General features: G+C 58.5%; 17 protein-coding genes. 14 read left to right on the top strand and 3 right to left on the bottom strand.

Going from position 1 to position 16,885, the window contains the following annotated elements; all coding sequences use genetic code 11:
* The first annotated feature begins 6 nt into the window (after positions 1-6).
* Genes N018_RS21225 through N018_RS21175 form a run of 11 tightly spaced genes read left to right on the top strand, consistent with a single transcriptional unit; the run spans position 7 to position 9,272 of the window.
* Positions 7-1,140 carry a phosphoribosyltransferase domain-containing protein gene (locus N018_RS21225; protein ID WP_025390684.1) on the top strand — a complete coding sequence of 378 codons (1,134 nt, stop codon included), beginning with the start codon at positions 7-9 and terminating at the stop codon, positions 1,138-1,140.
* Positions 1,133-1,891 (top strand): trehalose-phosphatase, encoded by a 759-nt coding sequence (locus N018_RS21220; RefSeq protein WP_025390683.1) that lies wholly within the window; start codon positions 1,133-1,135, stop codon positions 1,889-1,891. Before N018_RS21225 ends, N018_RS21220 begins: the two co-directional genes overlap by 8 nt.
* Positions 1,884-2,978, top strand: coding sequence for a cysteine protease StiP family protein (locus N018_RS21215; protein WP_025390682.1), 1,095 nt, complete (start codon positions 1,884-1,886; stop codon positions 2,976-2,978). The genes N018_RS21220 and N018_RS21215 overlap by 8 nt, the downstream gene beginning before the upstream one ends.
* Positions 2,978-3,928 (top strand): HpcH/HpaI aldolase/citrate lyase family protein, encoded by a 951-nt coding sequence (locus N018_RS21210; RefSeq protein WP_025390681.1) that lies wholly within the window; start codon positions 2,978-2,980, stop codon positions 3,926-3,928. The genes N018_RS21215 and N018_RS21210 overlap by 1 nt, the downstream gene beginning before the upstream one ends.
* Positions 3,929-4,675: an HAD family hydrolase gene (locus N018_RS21205; RefSeq protein ID WP_025390680.1), complete on the top strand. Its 747-nt coding sequence runs from the start codon at positions 3,929-3,931 to the stop codon at positions 4,673-4,675. It abuts the gene before it with no gap.
* A gap of 47 nt (positions 4,676-4,722) precedes the next feature.
* Positions 4,723-5,316 (top strand): TerD family protein, encoded by a 594-nt coding sequence (locus N018_RS21200; RefSeq protein ID WP_024645202.1) that lies wholly within the window; start codon positions 4,723-4,725, stop codon positions 5,314-5,316.
* A complete protein-coding gene (locus N018_RS21195) occupies positions 5,313-6,494 on the top strand; it encodes a TerD family protein (protein WP_025390679.1) in 1,182 nt (393 codons plus the stop codon). The genes N018_RS21200 and N018_RS21195 overlap by 4 nt, the downstream gene beginning before the upstream one ends.
* A 50-nt stretch (positions 6,495-6,544) precedes the next feature.
* On the top strand, positions 6,545-6,994 hold the full coding sequence (locus N018_RS21190) for a tellurite resistance TerB family protein (RefSeq protein WP_024645200.1): 450 nt from the start codon (positions 6,545-6,547) through the stop codon (positions 6,992-6,994).
* A 25-nt stretch (positions 6,995-7,019) separates the two neighbouring features.
* On the top strand, positions 7,020-8,054 hold the full coding sequence (locus N018_RS21185; RefSeq protein ID WP_024645199.1) for a TerC/Alx family metal homeostasis membrane protein: 1,035 nt from the start codon (positions 7,020-7,022) through the stop codon (positions 8,052-8,054).
* A gap of 26 nt (positions 8,055-8,080) precedes the next feature.
* Positions 8,081-8,656: a TerD family protein gene (locus N018_RS21180; RefSeq protein ID WP_024674297.1), complete on the top strand. Its 576-nt coding sequence runs from the start codon at positions 8,081-8,083 to the stop codon at positions 8,654-8,656.
* A 37-nt stretch (positions 8,657-8,693) separates the two neighbouring features.
* Positions 8,694-9,272: a TerD family protein gene (locus N018_RS21175; protein WP_024645197.1), complete on the top strand. Its 579-nt coding sequence runs from the start codon at positions 8,694-8,696 to the stop codon at positions 9,270-9,272.
* A 162-nt stretch (positions 9,273-9,434) separates the two neighbouring features.
* On the opposite strand, the gene N018_RS21170 is transcribed toward N018_RS21175, so the two are convergent.
* Genes N018_RS21170 through nadC form a run of 3 tightly spaced genes read right to left on the bottom strand, consistent with a single transcriptional unit; the run spans position 9,435 to position 12,701 of the window.
* Complete coding sequence (locus tag N018_RS21170) at positions 9,435-10,667, bottom strand: VWA domain-containing protein (RefSeq protein WP_025390678.1); 1,233 nt, start codon at positions 10,665-10,667, stop codon at positions 9,435-9,437.
* Between the two features lie 54 nt (positions 10,668-10,721).
* Positions 10,722-11,804 (bottom strand): TIGR00266 family protein, encoded by a 1,083-nt coding sequence (locus N018_RS21165; RefSeq protein WP_024645195.1) that lies wholly within the window; start codon positions 11,802-11,804, stop codon positions 10,722-10,724.
* Positions 11,805-11,852: 48 nt separating this feature from the next.
* The gene (gene nadC, locus N018_RS21160) at positions 11,853-12,701 is read right to left on the bottom strand and encodes a carboxylating nicotinate-nucleotide diphosphorylase (RefSeq protein ID WP_025390677.1); all 849 of its coding nucleotides are present in this window, start codon (positions 12,699-12,701) and stop codon (positions 11,853-11,855) included.
* Between the two features lie 369 nt (positions 12,702-13,070).
* Here nadC and N018_RS21155 point away from each other — a divergent pair, with 369 nt between their 5' ends.
* The 3 genes from N018_RS21155 (at position 13,071) to ampE (ending at position 16,881) form a co-directional block, all read left to right on the top strand.
* Positions 13,071-15,326: a DUF1631 domain-containing protein gene (locus N018_RS21155; protein WP_025390676.1), complete on the top strand. Its 2,256-nt coding sequence runs from the start codon at positions 13,071-13,073 to the stop codon at positions 15,324-15,326.
* 154 nt (positions 15,327-15,480) lie between these two features.
* Positions 15,481-16,029, top strand: coding sequence for a 1,6-anhydro-N-acetylmuramyl-L-alanine amidase AmpD (gene ampD, locus N018_RS21150; protein ID WP_024645192.1), 549 nt, complete (start codon positions 15,481-15,483; stop codon positions 16,027-16,029).
* Between the two features lie 15 nt (positions 16,030-16,044).
* On the top strand, positions 16,045-16,881 hold the full coding sequence (gene ampE / locus N018_RS21145) for a regulatory signaling modulator protein AmpE (protein ID WP_024645191.1): 837 nt from the start codon (positions 16,045-16,047) through the stop codon (positions 16,879-16,881).
* The last annotated feature ends 4 nt before the right edge of the window (positions 16,882-16,885 follow it).

Below are 16,885 nucleotides of genomic sequence, written 5' to 3'. Positions count from 1 at the left end.
TTATCGATGGACAGCAGCGCAGCTTTTTCCACACCTACAAAGCTTCGTGCTGATCTGCTTCGTGGTCGCCTCGATGTCAGCGTCGATTCGTCCACCATTGCCCCGGATTCACTGTTTGGCTTTGCTGAACGGCGTAATCCGAAGCGCGCGTTTCTGTTTGTATCGCGAGTGCTGGGACGCCATATTCCGGCGCGTCCGAGCGTTATGCTCAAGAGTTTTCAGGACCTGGCACACAAGATCCCGGCAGACCTGCCGGGCCCGGTGCTGGTCATCGGCATGGCCGAAACGGCAGTCGGCCTTGGCGCAGGCGTTCACCGCGCCTACAGCGCAACGCGGCCTGATGCGCTGTATCTGGTCAGCACTCGCCATCCGACCGGCACCGAGTTGTTCGCCCGTTTCGAAGAAGAACACAGCCATGCCAGCGCTCATTTGATTCATCTGCCGACTGACCCGGCGATGCGCGAAATGATGCTCAACGCCCGTTCGCTGGTGCTGGTCGATGATGAGGCTTCCACTGGCAAGACCTTCATCAATCTTCATCAGTCGCTGGTCGAGGCCGGCTTGAACAAGATCGAGCGGGTGGTGACCTGCGTGCTGACCGACTGGTCGGCCGGGGCTGTCAGTACCTCGATGGGCGCGTTGGCCGAGCAGGTGTCATTGTTGCAGGGCTCCTATTCCTTTGATGAAGACGTCAGCGCACCGTTGCCGGACATGCCGGAAGTGGGCACTGTCGCAATGGGTGACTGGCCACTGGTCACCGCCAATGACTGGGGCCGTATGGGCGTGCTGTCGGTCGCCGATACGCTGGCGCCGGGCCTTGTGGTCAACAAGGGCGAACGGGTTTTGGTGGTCGGCACCAGTGAGTTTGTCTGGCGTCCGTTTCTGCTCGCCGAGCGTCTGGAAAAAGCCGGCGCCGACGTGCATTTCAGTTCCACCAGTCGCTCGCCTATTGCCATTGGTCATGCTATCGATCATGCGCTGTCGTTCTCGGACAACTACGGGCTGGGCATTCCCAACTTCCTGTACAACGTGCGCCCGGGTCAGTTCGACCGGGTGCTGATCTGCACCGAGACCCCCAGGCAGGCCGTGCCTGCCGAGCTGATCGAAGCGCTGAATGCCGAGGTCATCTGTGATGAGTAACGACCGCCCGCTGATCTTCGTCGATCTGGACGACACCCTGTTCCAGACCGCCCGCAAAACCCCGGCTGATATTGAAAAACACGTCGCGACGCTCGACGTCAGCGGCAATGCCAACGGTTACATGACCAATGTGCAGAAGTCTTTCGCCCACTGGTTACTGGCGCATTCCGATGTGGTGCCAGTAACGGCGCGCAGTGTCGAAGCCTACAGTCGGGTCAAGCTGCCGTTTACGGCGGGCGCGATCTGTTCGCACGGTGGTGTGATACTCGATGTCATGGGGCAGCTCGACCCTGCCTGGAACGAGCAGATGAAACTGACCCTGGCCGTCTATCAGTCGCGTCTGCCCGAACTGTCTGCTGCAACCTTGGCGATCGGTCAGGAAATGGGCTTTTCATTACGCGGCTGGGTGGTGGAAGAGGCGCAGTTGTTTCATTACGTCGTGACCAAGCACAACGAGAGCGATGACAGCATCCTCACGCAGGTGCTGGCTGAAGTGCAGGCCCGCGGCCTGCTTGATGACATGCACATTCACGGTAACGGCAACAACCTGGCTTTTCTGCCCGAAGGGCTGTCCAAGCGCTACGCCGTCCAGGAATGGTTGCGCCGCGACAAGGCGATCAACGGCGAGCGTCCGGTATTGGGTTTTGGCGACAGCATTACCGACCTGGGTTTCATGGAAGAGTGCCACTGGTGGGCGACGCCTGCCCGCAGTCAGCTGGCGAAAATGTTTGTCGGAGCTGCGCATGAGTGATCCCGTTCACGGGCTTGAGACGGTGGGTAGCGGTAGCTATCTCAAGGATGACGTGCACTTCCTGTTGCGCAGTATCGAGATGCAGTCCACCCGTGTCGAAGAGAAGGAACGCCTGATCCAGACAGGGCAGAAACATTATTCGGAAATGATCAGTGAAGAGTCCGCGCCCAGCGACGCTCACAAGGCGCTTTACGAGCGTGCGCTCAGTCAGAATGGCGCGCGCATGGCAATCGATGTTCAGGCGTTGGCGCAGGCGCTGGACAGGCAATGCACAGGGTCTGAAATAATTCTCGTGTCGTTCGTGCGTGCCGGTTTGCCGCTCGGTGTGTTGCTGCGTCGGGCATTGATCGATCTGGGCCGTGAAGCGCATCACTACGGCATCAGCATTGTGCGTGATCGCGGCATCGACAAGGTGGCACTGGAAGCAATCATTCAGGCCCATGGCGCGCAGAACATCGTGTTTGTCGATGGCTGGACCGGCAAAGGCGCGATCTCCGGGGAAATCCGGCGCAGCCTGGCGGGTGATGCACGCTTTCCGGCAGATCCTCGGCTGGTGGTGCTGGCCGATCCGTGTGGCAGCGCGTGGCTGGCGGCCTCGGCGGAAGACTGGGTGATTCCCTCAGGCATCCTTGGCGCAACGGTGTCCGGGCTGGTGTCGCGTTCAATCTGGCCGGCGGACGGCGGGCTGCATGGCTGCGTGGTGTATGAGCATTTACAGGACCACGACGTCACGCGTGCTTTCATTGAACAGATCGAGCGCCAGCGTCGTCAAAAGTGTTCGACGCTGATGCTGACCCCCTGGACGCAGACGCAGCGAGTCGAACTCAATAGCGTTGCATCGCAGGTGGTCGGCAGCCTTGCGGAACGCTTCGGGGTGAATAACCTCAATCGGGTCAAGCCGGGTATTGCCGAGGCGACAAGGGCGGTGATGCGTCGTGTGCCGGATCATGTGCTGGTACGCAATCTGACTGACAGTGATGTGCAATTGCTGCTGCATCTGACAGAGAAGGCGGGCATCCCCGTCGAGGAAGTCGGCGATGCCCTGGGCCCTTACCGGGCGGTGACCATCATACGGAGTCTCGGCTAATGGCCTTATTCTCGCCTTATGCGCTGGGGGCAACGCTGTACATGCCCGCTACCCGTGACGACATTGTCGATGTCGTGTGCGGCGACAAGATTCCCGAGCTGCGTTCACTGGTGGTGTGCCTGGAAGATGCAGTCGCGTTGATCGATGTCGATACCGCGCTGCTCAACCTGCGCCAGGTACTAACGCGCATTCAGGATCGCGGCGGCCGGCCAGCCAATGGCCCACTGCTGTTCGTGCGTCCGCGTGATGCAGCAATGGCGCGTATTCTCAACGACTGGCCATTGATGGCCCATGTCGACGGGTTCGTGGTTCCCAAGCTCTCGCTGACCAACCTGAACAGCTGGGAGCAGGCCGTCACCAATCCGGCGCTGGCCTTGATGCCTACGCTGGAAACACCGGAAGTGTTCAATCCCGGGGCGATGGTCGAGCTCGGTCAAGCCTTGAAGGCCAGTCTCAATGAACGGATCATTGCCCTGCGCATCGGTGGCAATGACCTGATGGGCTGTCTGGGACTGCGCCGCAACCCGGCCATGACGCTGTACTCGACGCCCATGGGCTATGTCATACCCATGCTGGCAGGGGTAATGGGCGCGCAGGGGTTTGCCCTGACCGCACCGGTGTTCGAGCAACTTGCCACGCCAGATATCCTGAAGCACGAGCTGGCGCTGGATATAACCAATGGATTGGTCGGCAAGACGGCAATTCACCCTTCGCAGGTCAATATCATTCAGAATGCGCTACGCGTCAGTCTGGAGGACATGAACTCCGCCCGGATGATTTTGAACTCTGTGGCTCCCGCCGTGTTCAAGTACAACGATGCTATGTGTGAACCGGCGACCCATTACAAATGGGCAACCCACATCATGGAGCGCGCCAAATGGCATGGAGTGTTACCCGCACCCGCTTCGATCATGGATGCCAGCATTCGACTCGCTGAGGCAGTTAGCTAGATGATAGAACCTGACCTTGAAACCGTAGAACCTGATCTTGCGCCTGTAGGGCCGGACCTTGAAATCGAAGTGGAACAACGCCTGCTGGCGGTGTTCGATTTCGACGGGACCATTACCCGCCACGACAGCTTCGTCCCGTTTCTCAAATTCGCCTTCGGGCAACGTGCTTTCTCTGTGCGCATGGCGCGGCTGGTGCTGCCGAGCCTCGGCTACCTGGCCAAGCGCCTGACCCGTGATGAACTCAAAGGCCGCCTGATCAAGGCTTTTCTGAGCGGTGTTGAAGTGCAATGGCTGCAGCAAAAGGCAGAAGCCTTCTGCCAGTCGCACTGGAAACGCCTGATGCGCCCCGCTGCGCTGGAATCCATTGCCGCTGAAATCGAGAAGGGCGCCATTGTCACGCTATGTTCAGCATCGCCTGCTATGGTCCTGCAACCCTTCGCTGATCGCTTGAAAGTCCAGCTGATCGGCACCAATCTGGAAGTGATCGACGGCAAGCTGACCGGGTTGATCGAAGGCAGTAATTGCCGGTGCGACTCCAAGGTCGCGCGCCTGGAAAGTGTTTACGGGCCGCTTTCACAGTTCCGGGTTCGTGCCTGGGGCGACACCCGGGGTGATCACGAATTGCTCGCCGCTGCTCAGGATGCGCATTGGCGGTTGTTCCATCCGACGTGGCGTAGAGGCCGCTATAAAGGGCCTGTTAACGCCAAGTTACACAATCCTCATGGTAATGACGGGCCAACACGGTAAGGCTGTAACACTTTTATCCGAATTCCGTAGTCCACATGGAGCGAAAAATGGCACTCACTTTGGCAAAGAACCAGACGATCTCACTCGAGAAAACCGCTGGCACAGGCCTCAAGAAAGTAAGCATGGGCCTTGGATGGGACCCTGAAAAAGCCAGCGGTTTCTTCGGCAAGTTGCTTGGCGGTGGTGGTGGCGATATCGACCTTGATGCTTCCTGCATCATGCTCGATGCCGACAAGAAGCCCCTCGATCTCGTCTGGTTCCGTCAATTGCAATCGCGCGACGGTGCCATTCAACACTCGGGTGACAATCGCACCGGCGAAGGCGCTGGCGATGACGAAACCATCAGCGTTGATCTGGAGAAGCTGCCTGCTGCAGTCAAATACCTAGTGTTCACCGTCAACTCGTTCACCGGGCAGAACTTCGAAAAAGTCGCCAATGCTTACTGCCGCATCGTTGATCTGGGCAGCCGTAACGAGCTGGGCCGCTTCGACCTGTCCGAAAAAGGTCAGCATACCGGTGTCGTGATGTCTTATCTGTCGCGCACGCCAGCGGGCTGGGATTTCACGGCTGTCGGTCAGGTTACCAATGGCCGTACGGCAGATGATCTGGTCGAACTGGCCATCGGAGCTGTACGCGCATGACCCGACTTGTCCCAGGCGCCAATGCGCCAGTCGCTACCGGGCCGTTGACGGTCGAGGTCAGCTACTCTCCGCTGGCAGGCGCGGATATCGATGTGTCCGCATTCCTGCTGACTGGCTCAGGCAAGGTTCGTGGCGATCAGGACATGTGTTTCTACGGCCAGAAAAGCGTGAACAACGGTGCGCTCCAGCAGACGGAAGCGTCGGCAGGTCGTGCAGTGTTCACGCTTGACCCGAGCCGTCTGGATTCAGTCATCGAGAAGGTCGCCCTGACGGCGACCATCTATGAGAACAAGGCCAGCTTCGACAGTGTGTCGCGCCTGGCATTGAGCATCACCGGGGATATCGAAGCGGATATCCCTACCAGCGGCATGAAAGAAACCGCGCTGATTCTGGGCGAGTTCTACTTGCGTCAGGGCGCCTGGAAATTCCGCTGTGTTGCTCAGGGTTTTGCGGGCGGGCTGGAGCCTCTGGCGAAAAACTTTGGTGTTGAAGTCGCCGCGCCTCAGGATCAACCTGCACCTGCACCTGCACCTGCACCTGCACCAGCTCCAGCGCCCAAGTCGACGGTCAGCCTGAGCAAGATCACGCTGGACAAGACCCGTGCCTCGATCAGTCTGGAAAAGACCAGTGCCGGTTTTGGCGAGATCAGGGTCAACCTGAACTGGAATCGCCGCAACGACAGCAAGGGCGGCGGCTTCTTCTCGATGAAGAAGAGCAATGCCATCGACCTTGATGTAGGCTGCCTTTTCGAATTGCAGGACGGCTCCAAAGGGGCGGTTCAGGCGCTGGGCAACTCGTTCGGATCGCTCAACAGCGAACCGTTCATCAAACTGATGGGCGATGACCGGACCGGGTCGGTCAGCGATGGTGAGTGGCTGCACATCAACGGCGCGCACTGGGGCAAGATCCGGCGCATTCTGGTTTACGCGTTCATCTATGAAGGTGCACCGAACTGGAAAGAGACCGACGGGGTTGTCACCATCCATGCGCCAGGCCAGCCGCCCATTGAAGTTCGTCTTAACGAAGAAGGCGGCCGTCAGGGCATGTGTGCAATTGCCTTGCTGGAAAACGACAACGGTGCGGTCAAGGTGACGCGTCGTGTGGATTTCCATAACGGCCACAGCAACATGGACAAAGCCTACGGCTGGGGCATGCGCTGGGCTGCTGGTTCCAAGTAAACAATACCGTGGTATTTCTGGCTGGCTGTGCCGCCTCATGGGAGATAGACATGCTGGACTGGTTGAAAACAAACGCAACAGCGGCCCGCGACAAGCTGGCAAACGAAGTTTCCAAGTTCAAGAATCGCGAGTTCATGGACGCTGTGGTTTCCGGTTGTGCACTGGTGTCTGCCGCTGATGGCGACATCAGCGCCAGTGAAAAGCAGAAAATGGCCGGCTTCATTCAGAACTCTCAGGAACTGAAAGTTTTTGACATGAAGGAGGTCATTCAGGGTTTCCAGGAAGCCTGCTCCAAGTTTGAGTTCGATTACGAAATTGGCCGTGCCGAGGCGTTGAAAACCATCGGCAAGATCAAGAAGAAAGAAGATGCATCACGTCTGTTGGTGCGCGTCTGCTGTGCAATCGGTGGCGCTGATGGCAGCTTCGATGAGAAGGAGCGGGAAGTCTGCCGCACGATCTGTCGCGAGCTTGGCCTGAACCCGTCCGATTTTGACCTGTAATTTTTACCCTAAGGAACGCAGTTAAATGGAAAGCACCTCTCTAGGCTTCCCTCCACTCACGATGGCGGTTTTCGTCGGTCTGGCCATTACGGCCATGGCTATCGACATGTTCTCCCACCGGGGAAACAAGCCGATCACCCTGGCGCAAGCCTCGGCGTGGTCGGTCTTCTGGGTCGCCATTTCGCTGGCTTTCGCCGGTTTCCTGTACGTGCAGCACGGCTCTGAAGTTGCCACACTGTTCGTCACCGGTTACGCGCTGGAAAAAGTGCTGAGCGTCGACAACCTGTTCGTGTTCATGGCGTTGTTCTCCTGGTTCAAGATTCCGGATGGCCTGCGCCACCGTGTTCTGTACTGGGGCATCATCGGTGCCATCGTTTTCCGAGGCATCTTCGTCGCAATCGGTACAGGCCTGCTGGCGCTGGGCCCTTGGGTCGAAGTGGTGTTTGCGGTCATCGTTGCCTGGACAGCCATCATGATGCTGCGTGCCGGCGATGACGACGACGAAGAAGTCGACTACTCGCAGCACATGGCTTATCGCTTCGCCAAGAAACTGTTCCCGGTGTGGCCAAAGCTGCACGGCAGCAACTTCTTCGTGCGTCGTTCGGTTCTGGAAGAAGAAGTCAAAAAGCCTGAAAACGCCGGCATCTCGCTGGCCGCCAAAGGCGCACTGTTCGCTACTCCGCTGTTCCTGTGCCTGGTTGTGGCGGAAATCTCCGACGTGCTGTTCGCGTTCGACTCCGTGCCTGCAATCATCGCAGTGAGCCGCGAGCCGCTGATCGTGTTCTCGGCCATGCTGTTCGCGATTCTCGGCCTGCGTACCTTGTACTTTGTACTTGAAGCCCTGAAACGCTACCTGGTGCATCTGGAGAAAGCAGTTATTGCGCTGCTGTTCTTCATCGCCTTGAAACTGGGCCTGAATGCTACCAACCACCTGTTCCATCACGGTTACGAAATCAGCGCCAACGCCAGCCTGTTGGTTGTGGTCGTCGTGCTGATCATCGGTATCGTCGCCAGCCTGCTCTTCCCGGGCAAAGAAGAACCGGCTGAAGAAAAAGCGTAAACACTGGATAAAGGAGATAAACGATCATGGCTTTGACTCTGCAAAAAGGTGGCAACCTTTCGCTGTCGAAAACCGACCCTACCCTGACCAATGTTCTCATCGGTCTTGGCTGGGACCCTCGCGCCACTGACGGCCAGGCTTTCGACCTGGACGCCAGCGCATTCCTGTTGGGCGCCAATGGCAAGGTCCGCAGTGAAGCTGACTTCATTTTCTACAACCAGCTTAAAAGTGCTGATGGCTCCGTCGAGCACACCGGTGACAACCGTACCGGTGAAGGCGATGGCGATGACGAAGTGGTCAAGGTCGACCTGACGCGCGTCCCGGCTGATGTCGACAAGATCGCGTTCGTTGTGACTATTCATGACGCGGAAAACCGTGGTCAGAACTTCGGTCAGGTCAGCCGCTCGTTCATTCGTGTAGTGAATGAAAAGTCGGGCGCTGAAGTGGTTCGTTACGACCTTGCTGAAGATGCTTCGACCGAAACCGCGATGATCTTCGCCGAGCTGTACCGCAACAACGGTGAGTGGAAATTCCGCGCCGTCGGTAGCGGTTTCCAGGGTGGCCTGAAAGCGTTGGCCAACTCGTTCGGCATGAATTTCTGATTCGCGTCCAATCACTTTTATAGAAAGGATTACGAGCATGGCAGTAAGTCTGAGTAAAGGCGGTAACGTTTCCCTGTCGAAAGAGGCTCCTGGCCTGACAGAAATCACCGTTGGTCTGGGTTGGGATCCACGGGTTACCGATGGCACCGAGTTCGATCTGGACGCGTCCATCTTCATCGTTGGCGAAAATGGCAAGGTGCTGGATGACAACAGCTTCATTTTCTACAACAACAAGAAATCGGCTGATGGTTCGGTCGAGCACTTGGGCGACAACCGTTCAGGCGCTGGCGAAGGTGATGACGAGTCGGTAACGGTCAAGCTCACCGGCCTGGCCGCTGCGGTCAAGAAGCTGGTTTTTGCCGTCACTATCCACTCGGCTGAAGAGCGCAAGCAGAGCTTCGGTCAGGTGTCGAACGCTTACATTCGTGTAGTGAACAAGTCTGACGGCAAGGAAATCGCTCGTTACGACTTGTCGGAAGACGCATCGACTGAAACCGCGATGATCTTCGGCGAGCTGTATCGCAACGGCGAAGAGTTCAAGTTCAAGGCCATCGGCCAAGGGTTTGTCGGCGGTCTGAAACCGCTGGCAGAAGCCCACGGTGTTGCAATCGGCTAAACCCGATCAGCGCCCGATAAAAAACCCCGCCAGCGATGGCGGGGTTTTTTATTGGGGCTTTTGAAAGCATTGGTAGGATAGTTACAAGGCTACACGACGCTCTGCGTCGCAGAGAGGACGCGGAGCGTCGCACGATAGTTGAGGTTCCGATTGCTGAATACGCTACAAAATCCCGGCGCTTTTGGCTGCTTTCAGCCAGTCCGGAAATTCCTCCATCAGCAAGTCATACAGCTTATCTTCCGGGATTTCATCCAGGCGGTCCAGGGCGAAGAAGTTGCAGTTGTCGACTACGCGACCGCCCATGTCATCAAGCTTTTCGAGAATCCCGTAACCGCGTCCACCCAGCCCCACGAATTGCCAGAAAATCGGCAGTTTGGCGGCCTCGGTCATCAGTTTGGTGATTTCACGATCCTGATGCACGCCGCCGTCGCTGATGAACAGGATGTAGACCGGCGTCTTGTCGCCTGACTTCTTGTAGTAGTCGATGACCATGCGCATCGCCTTGGGCTCGTCGTTGACGCGTGCGCCCAGTTCCCAGTCTTTCCAGCCGCCATGGTCAGTCTTGATGAAGTCCTGAAAGTTGCCCAGCGTGACTGAACCGAGTTGCTGCGGCTTGGCACCGAATGCCCAGCAGTCCAGCGCGCCGTCGTCGTCGAAATGCACCGCCAGTGGAATCAGGCGATCAACCACTTCCTGCACATGGCCGCGCGTGTATTGCGGGTTCATCGAACCTGACGCGTCCAGCACCAGGCCGACTCGGGCCTTGGTGTCGGTCAGTCTGGCTTTCTCCAGGCTGATCTGAGCTTTTTTCGCCAGGCTGATCAGTTGCGGCGCAGCGTTGGCAATCTTCTTCTCAAGAGAAATTCGTGCGGGCGGGGGAGGCGGAGCGTCGGCAATTTCACCGCCAAAATGCACGACCAGCGCATCCAGGCCGGCGTTGTAGCCTTGCAGGTTGGAGGCTATGCGCCATTCACCGTTCTTGCGGTAGATATCGGCCACCATAATGGCTTTCTCGGCGGAGAAGGTTGCACCGGAGAACTCGCCACGTGCCGCTTCGCGACCTTGTTGCTGAATGCTGAAGTGGCTGGACTGGATATCGCTCATCGCCCCCGCGCCATCAATCGACGCCGTGAACACCAGTCGGTCTATGGACGCGGGCAAACGGGACAGCGAGAGCTGAAAGTCGCCACCGTTCACCTGCTTGACGCCGTTGCACGGACTGTCTGGCTGGTTGAAGAAGATCATGTAACGGTCGTCTGACAGCTTGCCGTTGGCGTCGATGCCGAAGCACACGTAGTCGATTACATGAGGCGATTTTATGCTGATCGACAGCGTGAAATCGGTGCCCTGAATCAGGGTCGAAAGCGGAATGCGTTGGCCTTGAGCGATTTGCATGGTTCTTCCTTGGCAAGGGAGGGCGTCACACGGCCCTCGGTCAAATGACGACGATCAGCGTTCGCTTCTGCCCACACCGGACGGGCCTGCTGCCAGCATGCGCCCGGCCAGACGAGAGAACGGCAGGCTTTGCAGCCACACCGTGCCGGGGCCGGTCAGTCTGGCAAAAAATACGCCTTCGCCGCCGAACAGCATCGACTTGATGCCACCACCGACCATACGGATGTCGTAGTCCACGGTCTGGGTCATGGCCGCGAGACAGCCGGTATCGACATCAAGGCCTTCGCCTGATGCCAGTTCGATCTTGCGCACCGTGCCACCCATGTGCACGAAAACCCAGCCATCGCCTTCAAGCTTTTGCAGGACGAAACCCTCACCGCCGAACAGCCCGGTCAGGATCTTCTTCTGAAACTGGATGCCGATGGATACGCCTTTGGCGCCGGCCAGGAAGCTGTCTTTCTGGCAGATCAGCCTGCCACCGAAATCGCGCAGGTTCAGCGGCAGGATGGTGCCGGGGTAGGGCGCAGCAAAGGCAACCCGGCCCTTGCCGGTACCCTGTTGCGAAAACACCGTCGTGAACAGGCTTTCGCCGGTGAGCATGCGTTTGCCTGCGCCGAGCAACGAGCCCAGCAGCCCCGGCGACTGATTGCTGCCGTCGCCGAAGATGGTCTCCATTTGCACGTCGCAGGTTTTGTACATCATCGCACCGGCTTCGGCGACCGCACTTTCGCCGGGGTCAAGTTCCAGCTCGATGAACTGGGTCTCCGAGCCGTACAGCTTGAAGTCCACGCCATCGGTGGTCTGGGACAAGCCAAAGCCACCCGAAGCGTTCGGGTCCGGAGTGAATGAGGGGCGTTTGCCCGGTACTGCAGCGGGAACCGGCGCAGGCGTCCGGGAAGCCTGCACGGGCAGGCCGGAAGGCCTTGGCTGGGCCATCTCGGGTGCCGGGGGCGGGAAGGGTGTTACGCCGTCCTTTTTGACGGCGCGCACTTCCTGAACCTGATAAATCGGCTGCCAGTCCGGCATGCCTTGTTTCCAGCACCAGGCACCGGGCGCCTCACGCGCAATCAATCGCGCTGCCGCTGCATCCATCGGGCCGAGCTGCTTGCCCGCGTTCATGACAAACCATTGGTCCAAGGCATCTGCTCCCGATCAAATCCTAGTTGTCGTGTGTGCGTGAAGCCGTCAGATGCTCAAGCGCATGGACAGGTCCACCGCCTTTACATCCTTGGTCATCGCACCGATGGAAATGTAATCCACGCCGGTATCGGCGATCACCCGCAATGTGTCGTCGTTGATGCCGCCGCTGGCTTCAAGCCGAGCGCGCCCTGCGGTAAGGCGAACGGCTTCGCGCATGTCTTCCAGGCTCAGCTCGTCGAGCATGATGATGTCAGCGCCGGCATCCAGCGCCTGTTTGAGCTCGTTCAGGCTCTCGACTTCGACTTCCACCGGCTTGCCTGGCGCTATCTTGCGCGCCGCATCCACGGCCTGAGCAATGCCGCCGCAGGCCGCGATGTGGTTTTCCTTGATCAGGAAGGCGTCATACAGACCGATGCGATGATTGTGGCAACCGCCACAGGTCACTGCGTATTTCTGCGCCAGACGCAGCCCCGGCAGAGTCTTGCGGGTATCGAGCAGTCTGACCCCGGTGCCTGCCACGATGTCGGCAAAATACTGCGCCCGGGTCGCGACGCCGGAGAGCATCTGCAGGAAGTTGAGTGCACTGCGTTCGCCCGTCAGCAGCGAACGCGCGGGGCCTTCCACATGGAACAGCGCCTGATTCGGGCTGACCCGGTCGCCATCGACCACCTGCCAGTGCACGGCCACACGAGGGTCGAGTTGACGAAACACTGCATCGACCCACGCGGTACCGGCGATCACCGCAGCATCGCGGGAGATGATCGTGGCCTTGGCCAGCCGTTCTGCCGGAATCAATTGAGCGGTGATGTCACCGCTGCCGACATCCTCAAGCAATGCGCGGCGCACATTGGCTTCGATTTCGGCTGTCAGATCGGCAAGTCGTAAATTCGGCATAGCGGGCTCCACTAACAAAGTCGTCCGAGTATAAGGCACTGCATCCTGCTTACCCACCTGCAGCCGTGCTCCGGGCAGGCTTTCCGAACGTGCAGTTGGTCGGTTTGGCAAATTCGCTTGCGATGGAATGCAAATGTCGCGGTCTATCGGTGCGCATGAATGCTTTGCATTCACTCGAATAAAATGTGGACCACGTCTCGTTGGCGTTAATGACAATTTTTGCAAGATGCTTCTGAAAGATAATTCGACTAGTATTTGACGTCACAGGTTTGACGTTTTTTTCGCAGCACCAAGGGGGTCGCTTCACAAAGCGAGGGTGGTAAGCCACGTTTGTGATGCGGCTCGGGTATGTTCCTGACGGGGGGTGTAATGCCGAACGACGAAAAAGTAGTGCCGTTGAGCAAAATGCTTCCTGCGCAGGGGGCCAGCGCTCCGCTGGCCAGGTTACCGGTGGTATTGCTGCAGGTCCGCGACAAGGCGGCGCAGCAGCTCAAGGATGCCTTGCAGGTGCTGTTCGATAACGCCGACGACACGCTGTTCGAAATGGCTGACCGCGCCCTTAGCAACACCGAGCAAAACATCTTTTTCGAAGCCATGCGTGATCTGCGTCTCAAGCGTAAAAGTATCGAGCGTGGCTTTCTCGACAAATTCTACGAATCCTTTCTGTCTCTGGGGCAGTACCAGATTCAGGACCCCGTGCTGCCAGCCGCCGTGTCTTTCGACAAACTGGCGCTGGTGCATAACGACGATCTCGAGAAAACCGTGGCCGTCGACGCCATGGTCACCAAGGTCATGAGCCGCGACAGCCTTGCGCTGGGCCAGCTCACTGCACGCCTCAACGTTCTGGTGCCGCAGCCCATCGCCGACGAAAGCAACCCGCTCGGGCCGGCAATGCTGTGCAGGTTCTTTCTTGAGGCAGGGCGCAATCTGGGTGTGGAGATCAAGGTCAAGCTGATCATCCTCAAACTGTTCGAAAAGTATGTGCTGACCAACACCGATCATTTGTACGGCGAAGCCAATCAGTTGCTGATTGCCACCGGCATATTGCCCGACATGAAAGTACTGCCGACCCGCAGGTCGTCTGATCGGGCGGCGCCCAGGGCTCGCGCTGCCGAGTTGTCCGACACTGCGCTCGGTGAGGCGGCGGACAAACTCGATAAAGGCGTGCAGGAAGTCTTTTCGGCATTGCAGGAGTTGTTGCTTCAGGTGCGTGGCAACCTTGCGCCGCGTCACGAGCCCAATGCCGAAGAACGTCCGATTTCCAGCAGGGATCTGCTGCGTCTCCTTTCGCACTTGCAGCAGTACGTGCCGTCTCAGGAAACGGCTGACGACTTCGATTTGCGCAACCAGCTTGAACAGCTGCTGACGCGGGTCAATGTGAAAACCGGCAAGTCGCGGATCGTGGGTGTGGGTGATGAGGATGTGATCAACCTCATCGCGATGTTGTTCGAGTTCATTCTCGATGACCGCAATCTGCCACCTTCGCTACGCGCACTGATCGGGCGCCTGCAGATTCCGATGCTCAAGGTGGCGGTGCTCGACAAGAGCTTTTTCAGTCGTGGCAGCCACCCGGCGCGCCGCCTGCTCAACGAAATTGCCACCGCAGCCCTGGGCTGGGGTGGGCGTGACGATTATCAGCGCGACTCGTTGTATCAGCGGGTCGAGCAGATCGTGCAGCGCCTGCTCAATGACTTTGACGACGATCCGTCGATTTTTCCCGAACTGCTTGCCGATTTTCTGGCCTTCACCAGCGACGAACGCCGTCGCAGCGAGTTGCTGGAACAGCGTACCCGTGATGCCGAGGAAGGCCGTGCGCGCGCAGAACTGGCTCGCCAGCAGGTCCAGCAGGAACTGAATCAGCGCCTGTTGGGGCGTACCTTGCCGGAAGTGGTGGTGCGTCTGTTGCAGGAGGCCTGGAGCAAGGTGCTGCTGCTGACTTGCCTCAAGCATGGTGAGGCGTCCAGCGAGTGGCAGGCGGGCCTGACGACCATGGACGAGTTGATCTGGAGCGTCGAGCTGCATGACGACCCACAGGCGCTGCAGCGTTTGCTGGAACTGGTGCCGGGGCTGCTCAAGTCCTTGCGCGACGGCCTGACCAGCGCGGCATTCGATCCGTTCGCTACCAGCGAGTTCTTCAGCCAGCTGGAGTCGCTGCATGTTCAGGCGTTTCAGCATTTCACACGTCTGCAGGAAGCCAGTGGCGAACATGTTGCCGGTGACGCGTCGCCATCAGGCGCTGAGGTTGCAGCAGGTCCGCCGATGATGGCGGTGGTTGAAGAAATTGTCTTGATTGCCCCTGAAGAGCGGTTGTTCAACGAGCCGGTTGTGCAATTGCCTGACGATGATGCCGGTCTGAAGATGGTCGACACCTTGCGGGTCGGTTGCTGGGTCGAGATTCAGGAAGATGAAGAGCACAAATTGCGCTGCAAGCTGACTGCCATTGTCGAGCCGACCGGCCGTTATGTGTTCGTCAATCGCACCGGCATGAAAGTGCTGGAAAAGACCCGCGTCGGCCTCGCCATCGAATTTCGCCGCGGCGCGGTACGCGTCCTCGACGACGCCTTGCTGTTTGACCGAGCGCTGGAATCAGTGATCGGCACCCTGCGCAAGCTTAAAGGCGCCTGATTCCTCGCAAGACTGCAGACTTCTTGTGACACAGGGCGCTACGAGCAATCCAGTCGGGCTGCTTCCTGCGCAAGAGGTCTATATCAACCCCCCACCTCCGCATGCATCGCGGGCATAATTGGTGTCATCCATTTCCAGCGCTCAAGGAGCATTCATGCAACTGGACTCCGCAAGCGGTTGGTGCGCTGGCGTGCAGCATTGCCCTTCGCCCAACTTCAATGCGCGACCCGACGGTGAGATCTCGCTGCTGGTGATCCACAACATCAGCCTGCCACCTGCGCAATTCAAGACCGGCAAAGTGCAGGCTTTTTTTCAGAATCGACTGGACATCACCGAGCATCCGTACTTTGCCGGCATTGCCGATTTGCGGGTGTCGGCGCATTTTCTGATTGAACGTGATGGCGACGTCATTCAGTTCGTCTCTTGTCTTGATCGTGCATGGCACGCCGGGGTGTCGAGTTTTCACGGGCGTGAGGGGTGCAACGACTTTTCCATCGGTATCGAGCTGGAAGGTACGGACGAACAGCCCTTCAGCGAGGCGCAATACCACGCGCTGATTGACCTGACGCGCCAGTTGCGAAAGGCTTTTATAGAGATCACGCCCGAGCGTATCTGTGGCCACAGTGACATCGCGCCGGGACGCAAGACAGATCCGGGACCCTGCTTTGACTGGGCCAGGTTTCGAGCCGCTTTGCTGGATTGATGTGAGGGACAAACGATGAGTTTTCTGGTGTTGCTGCTGGCGGTCTGTATAGAGAAATTTTCTGCACTGCGCCAGCGGGTACAGCGTGATGGTCCATGGTTGAAAGAGCTGACAAAGCTTGAAACCAGCCCGCGAACCGCCGCACGCCCCTGGCTCACTTTGGCGTTGCTGGTGCTTGTGCCGGTCTTGCTGCTGCAACTGGTGCTGACGATTGTCGGCTCGGTGGCTTACGGCTGGCTGGTCCTGCCGATCCATTTGCTGGTGCTGATCTACAGCCTCGGCCGAATTGACCTTATTGCCGTGCTCGGGCCTTTTCGAGATGCCTGTCGACGCGGTGATACTCAGGCTGCCGTGCATGTAGCCGAGCGCGACATGGGCGTGCAGGCCGATGACAGCGAGCAACTGTTGCAGGGCGTGCAGAGCTACCTGTTGTGGCAGGCCTTTCAGAGTTTCTTCGCGGTCATCTTCTGGTATTTCGTGCTCGGTCCGGTGGCTGCACTGGCCTACCGGTTGTTGGCGCTTGCTGCTGAACAGGGCCAGACCCCGGCGCTGGTCGAGCGGGCAGGGCAGTTGCGTCACGCGTTCGATTGGCTGCCGGTCAGATTGCTGGCCGCCAGCTTCGCGCTGGTCGGCAATTTCGTGGCGGTCAGTCGGGTCATGCTGCATGAATTGCTCAACTGGAACATCAGTTCCATGCAACTGATCACTCGTGCCGGATGCGCTGCCAGCGAAGTGCCTTCCCCGGTCATCGGCCCGGAAGGCGTTGCCAGCCTGGACATGCTCTGGGAATTGCTGGTCCGCGCGGCAATCGTCTGGTACGCGGGGTTTGCACTATGGACGCTGCTGGTCTGATGCT

Source organism: Pseudomonas syringae CC1557, assembly GCF_000452705.1.
GTDB lineage: Bacteria > Pseudomonadota > Gammaproteobacteria > Pseudomonadales > Pseudomonadaceae > Aquipseudomonas > Aquipseudomonas syringae_F.
This window is presented reverse-complemented; position numbering and strand designations above follow the sequence as displayed.

Bases quoted from the DNA above. Each gene is read 5' to 3' on its own strand.
- N018_RS21190 (WP_024645200.1), top strand. From the start codon at position 6,545: ATGCTGGACTGGTTGAAAACAAACGCAACAGCGGCCCGCGACAAGCTG.
- N018_RS21205 (WP_025390680.1), top strand. From the start codon at position 3,929: ATGATAGAACCTGACCTTGAAACCGTAGAACCTGATCTTGCGCCTGTA.
- N018_RS21155 (WP_025390676.1), top strand. From the start codon at position 13,071: ATGCCGAACGACGAAAAAGTAGTGCCGTTGAGCAAAATGCTTCCTGCG.
- N018_RS21210 (WP_025390681.1), top strand. From the start codon at position 2,978: ATGGCCTTATTCTCGCCTTATGCGCTGGGGGCAACGCTGTACATGCCC.
- N018_RS21220 (WP_025390683.1), top strand. From the start codon at position 1,133: ATGAGTAACGACCGCCCGCTGATCTTCGTCGATCTGGACGACACCCTG.
- N018_RS21175 (WP_024645197.1), top strand. From the start codon at position 8,694: ATGGCAGTAAGTCTGAGTAAAGGCGGTAACGTTTCCCTGTCGAAAGAG.
- N018_RS21215 (WP_025390682.1), top strand. From the start codon at position 1,884: ATGAGTGATCCCGTTCACGGGCTTGAGACGGTGGGTAGCGGTAGCTAT.
- N018_RS21180 (WP_024674297.1), top strand. From the start codon at position 8,081: ATGGCTTTGACTCTGCAAAAAGGTGGCAACCTTTCGCTGTCGAAAACC.
- N018_RS21195 (WP_025390679.1), top strand. From the start codon at position 5,313: ATGACCCGACTTGTCCCAGGCGCCAATGCGCCAGTCGCTACCGGGCCG.
- N018_RS21170 (WP_025390678.1), bottom strand. From the start codon at position 10,667: ATGCAAATCGCTCAAGGCCAACGCATTCCGCTTTCGACCCTGATTCAG.
- nadC (WP_025390677.1), bottom strand. From the start codon at position 12,701: ATGCCGAATTTACGACTTGCCGATCTGACAGCCGAAATCGAAGCCAAT.
- ampE (WP_024645191.1), top strand. From the start codon at position 16,045: ATGAGTTTTCTGGTGTTGCTGCTGGCGGTCTGTATAGAGAAATTTTCT.
- ampD (WP_024645192.1), top strand. From the start codon at position 15,481: ATGCAACTGGACTCCGCAAGCGGTTGGTGCGCTGGCGTGCAGCATTGC.
- N018_RS21185 (WP_024645199.1), top strand. From the start codon at position 7,020: ATGGAAAGCACCTCTCTAGGCTTCCCTCCACTCACGATGGCGGTTTTC.
- N018_RS21200 (WP_024645202.1), top strand. From the start codon at position 4,723: ATGGCACTCACTTTGGCAAAGAACCAGACGATCTCACTCGAGAAAACC.
- N018_RS21225 (WP_025390684.1), top strand. From the start codon at position 7: ATGGACAGCAGCGCAGCTTTTTCCACACCTACAAAGCTTCGTGCTGAT.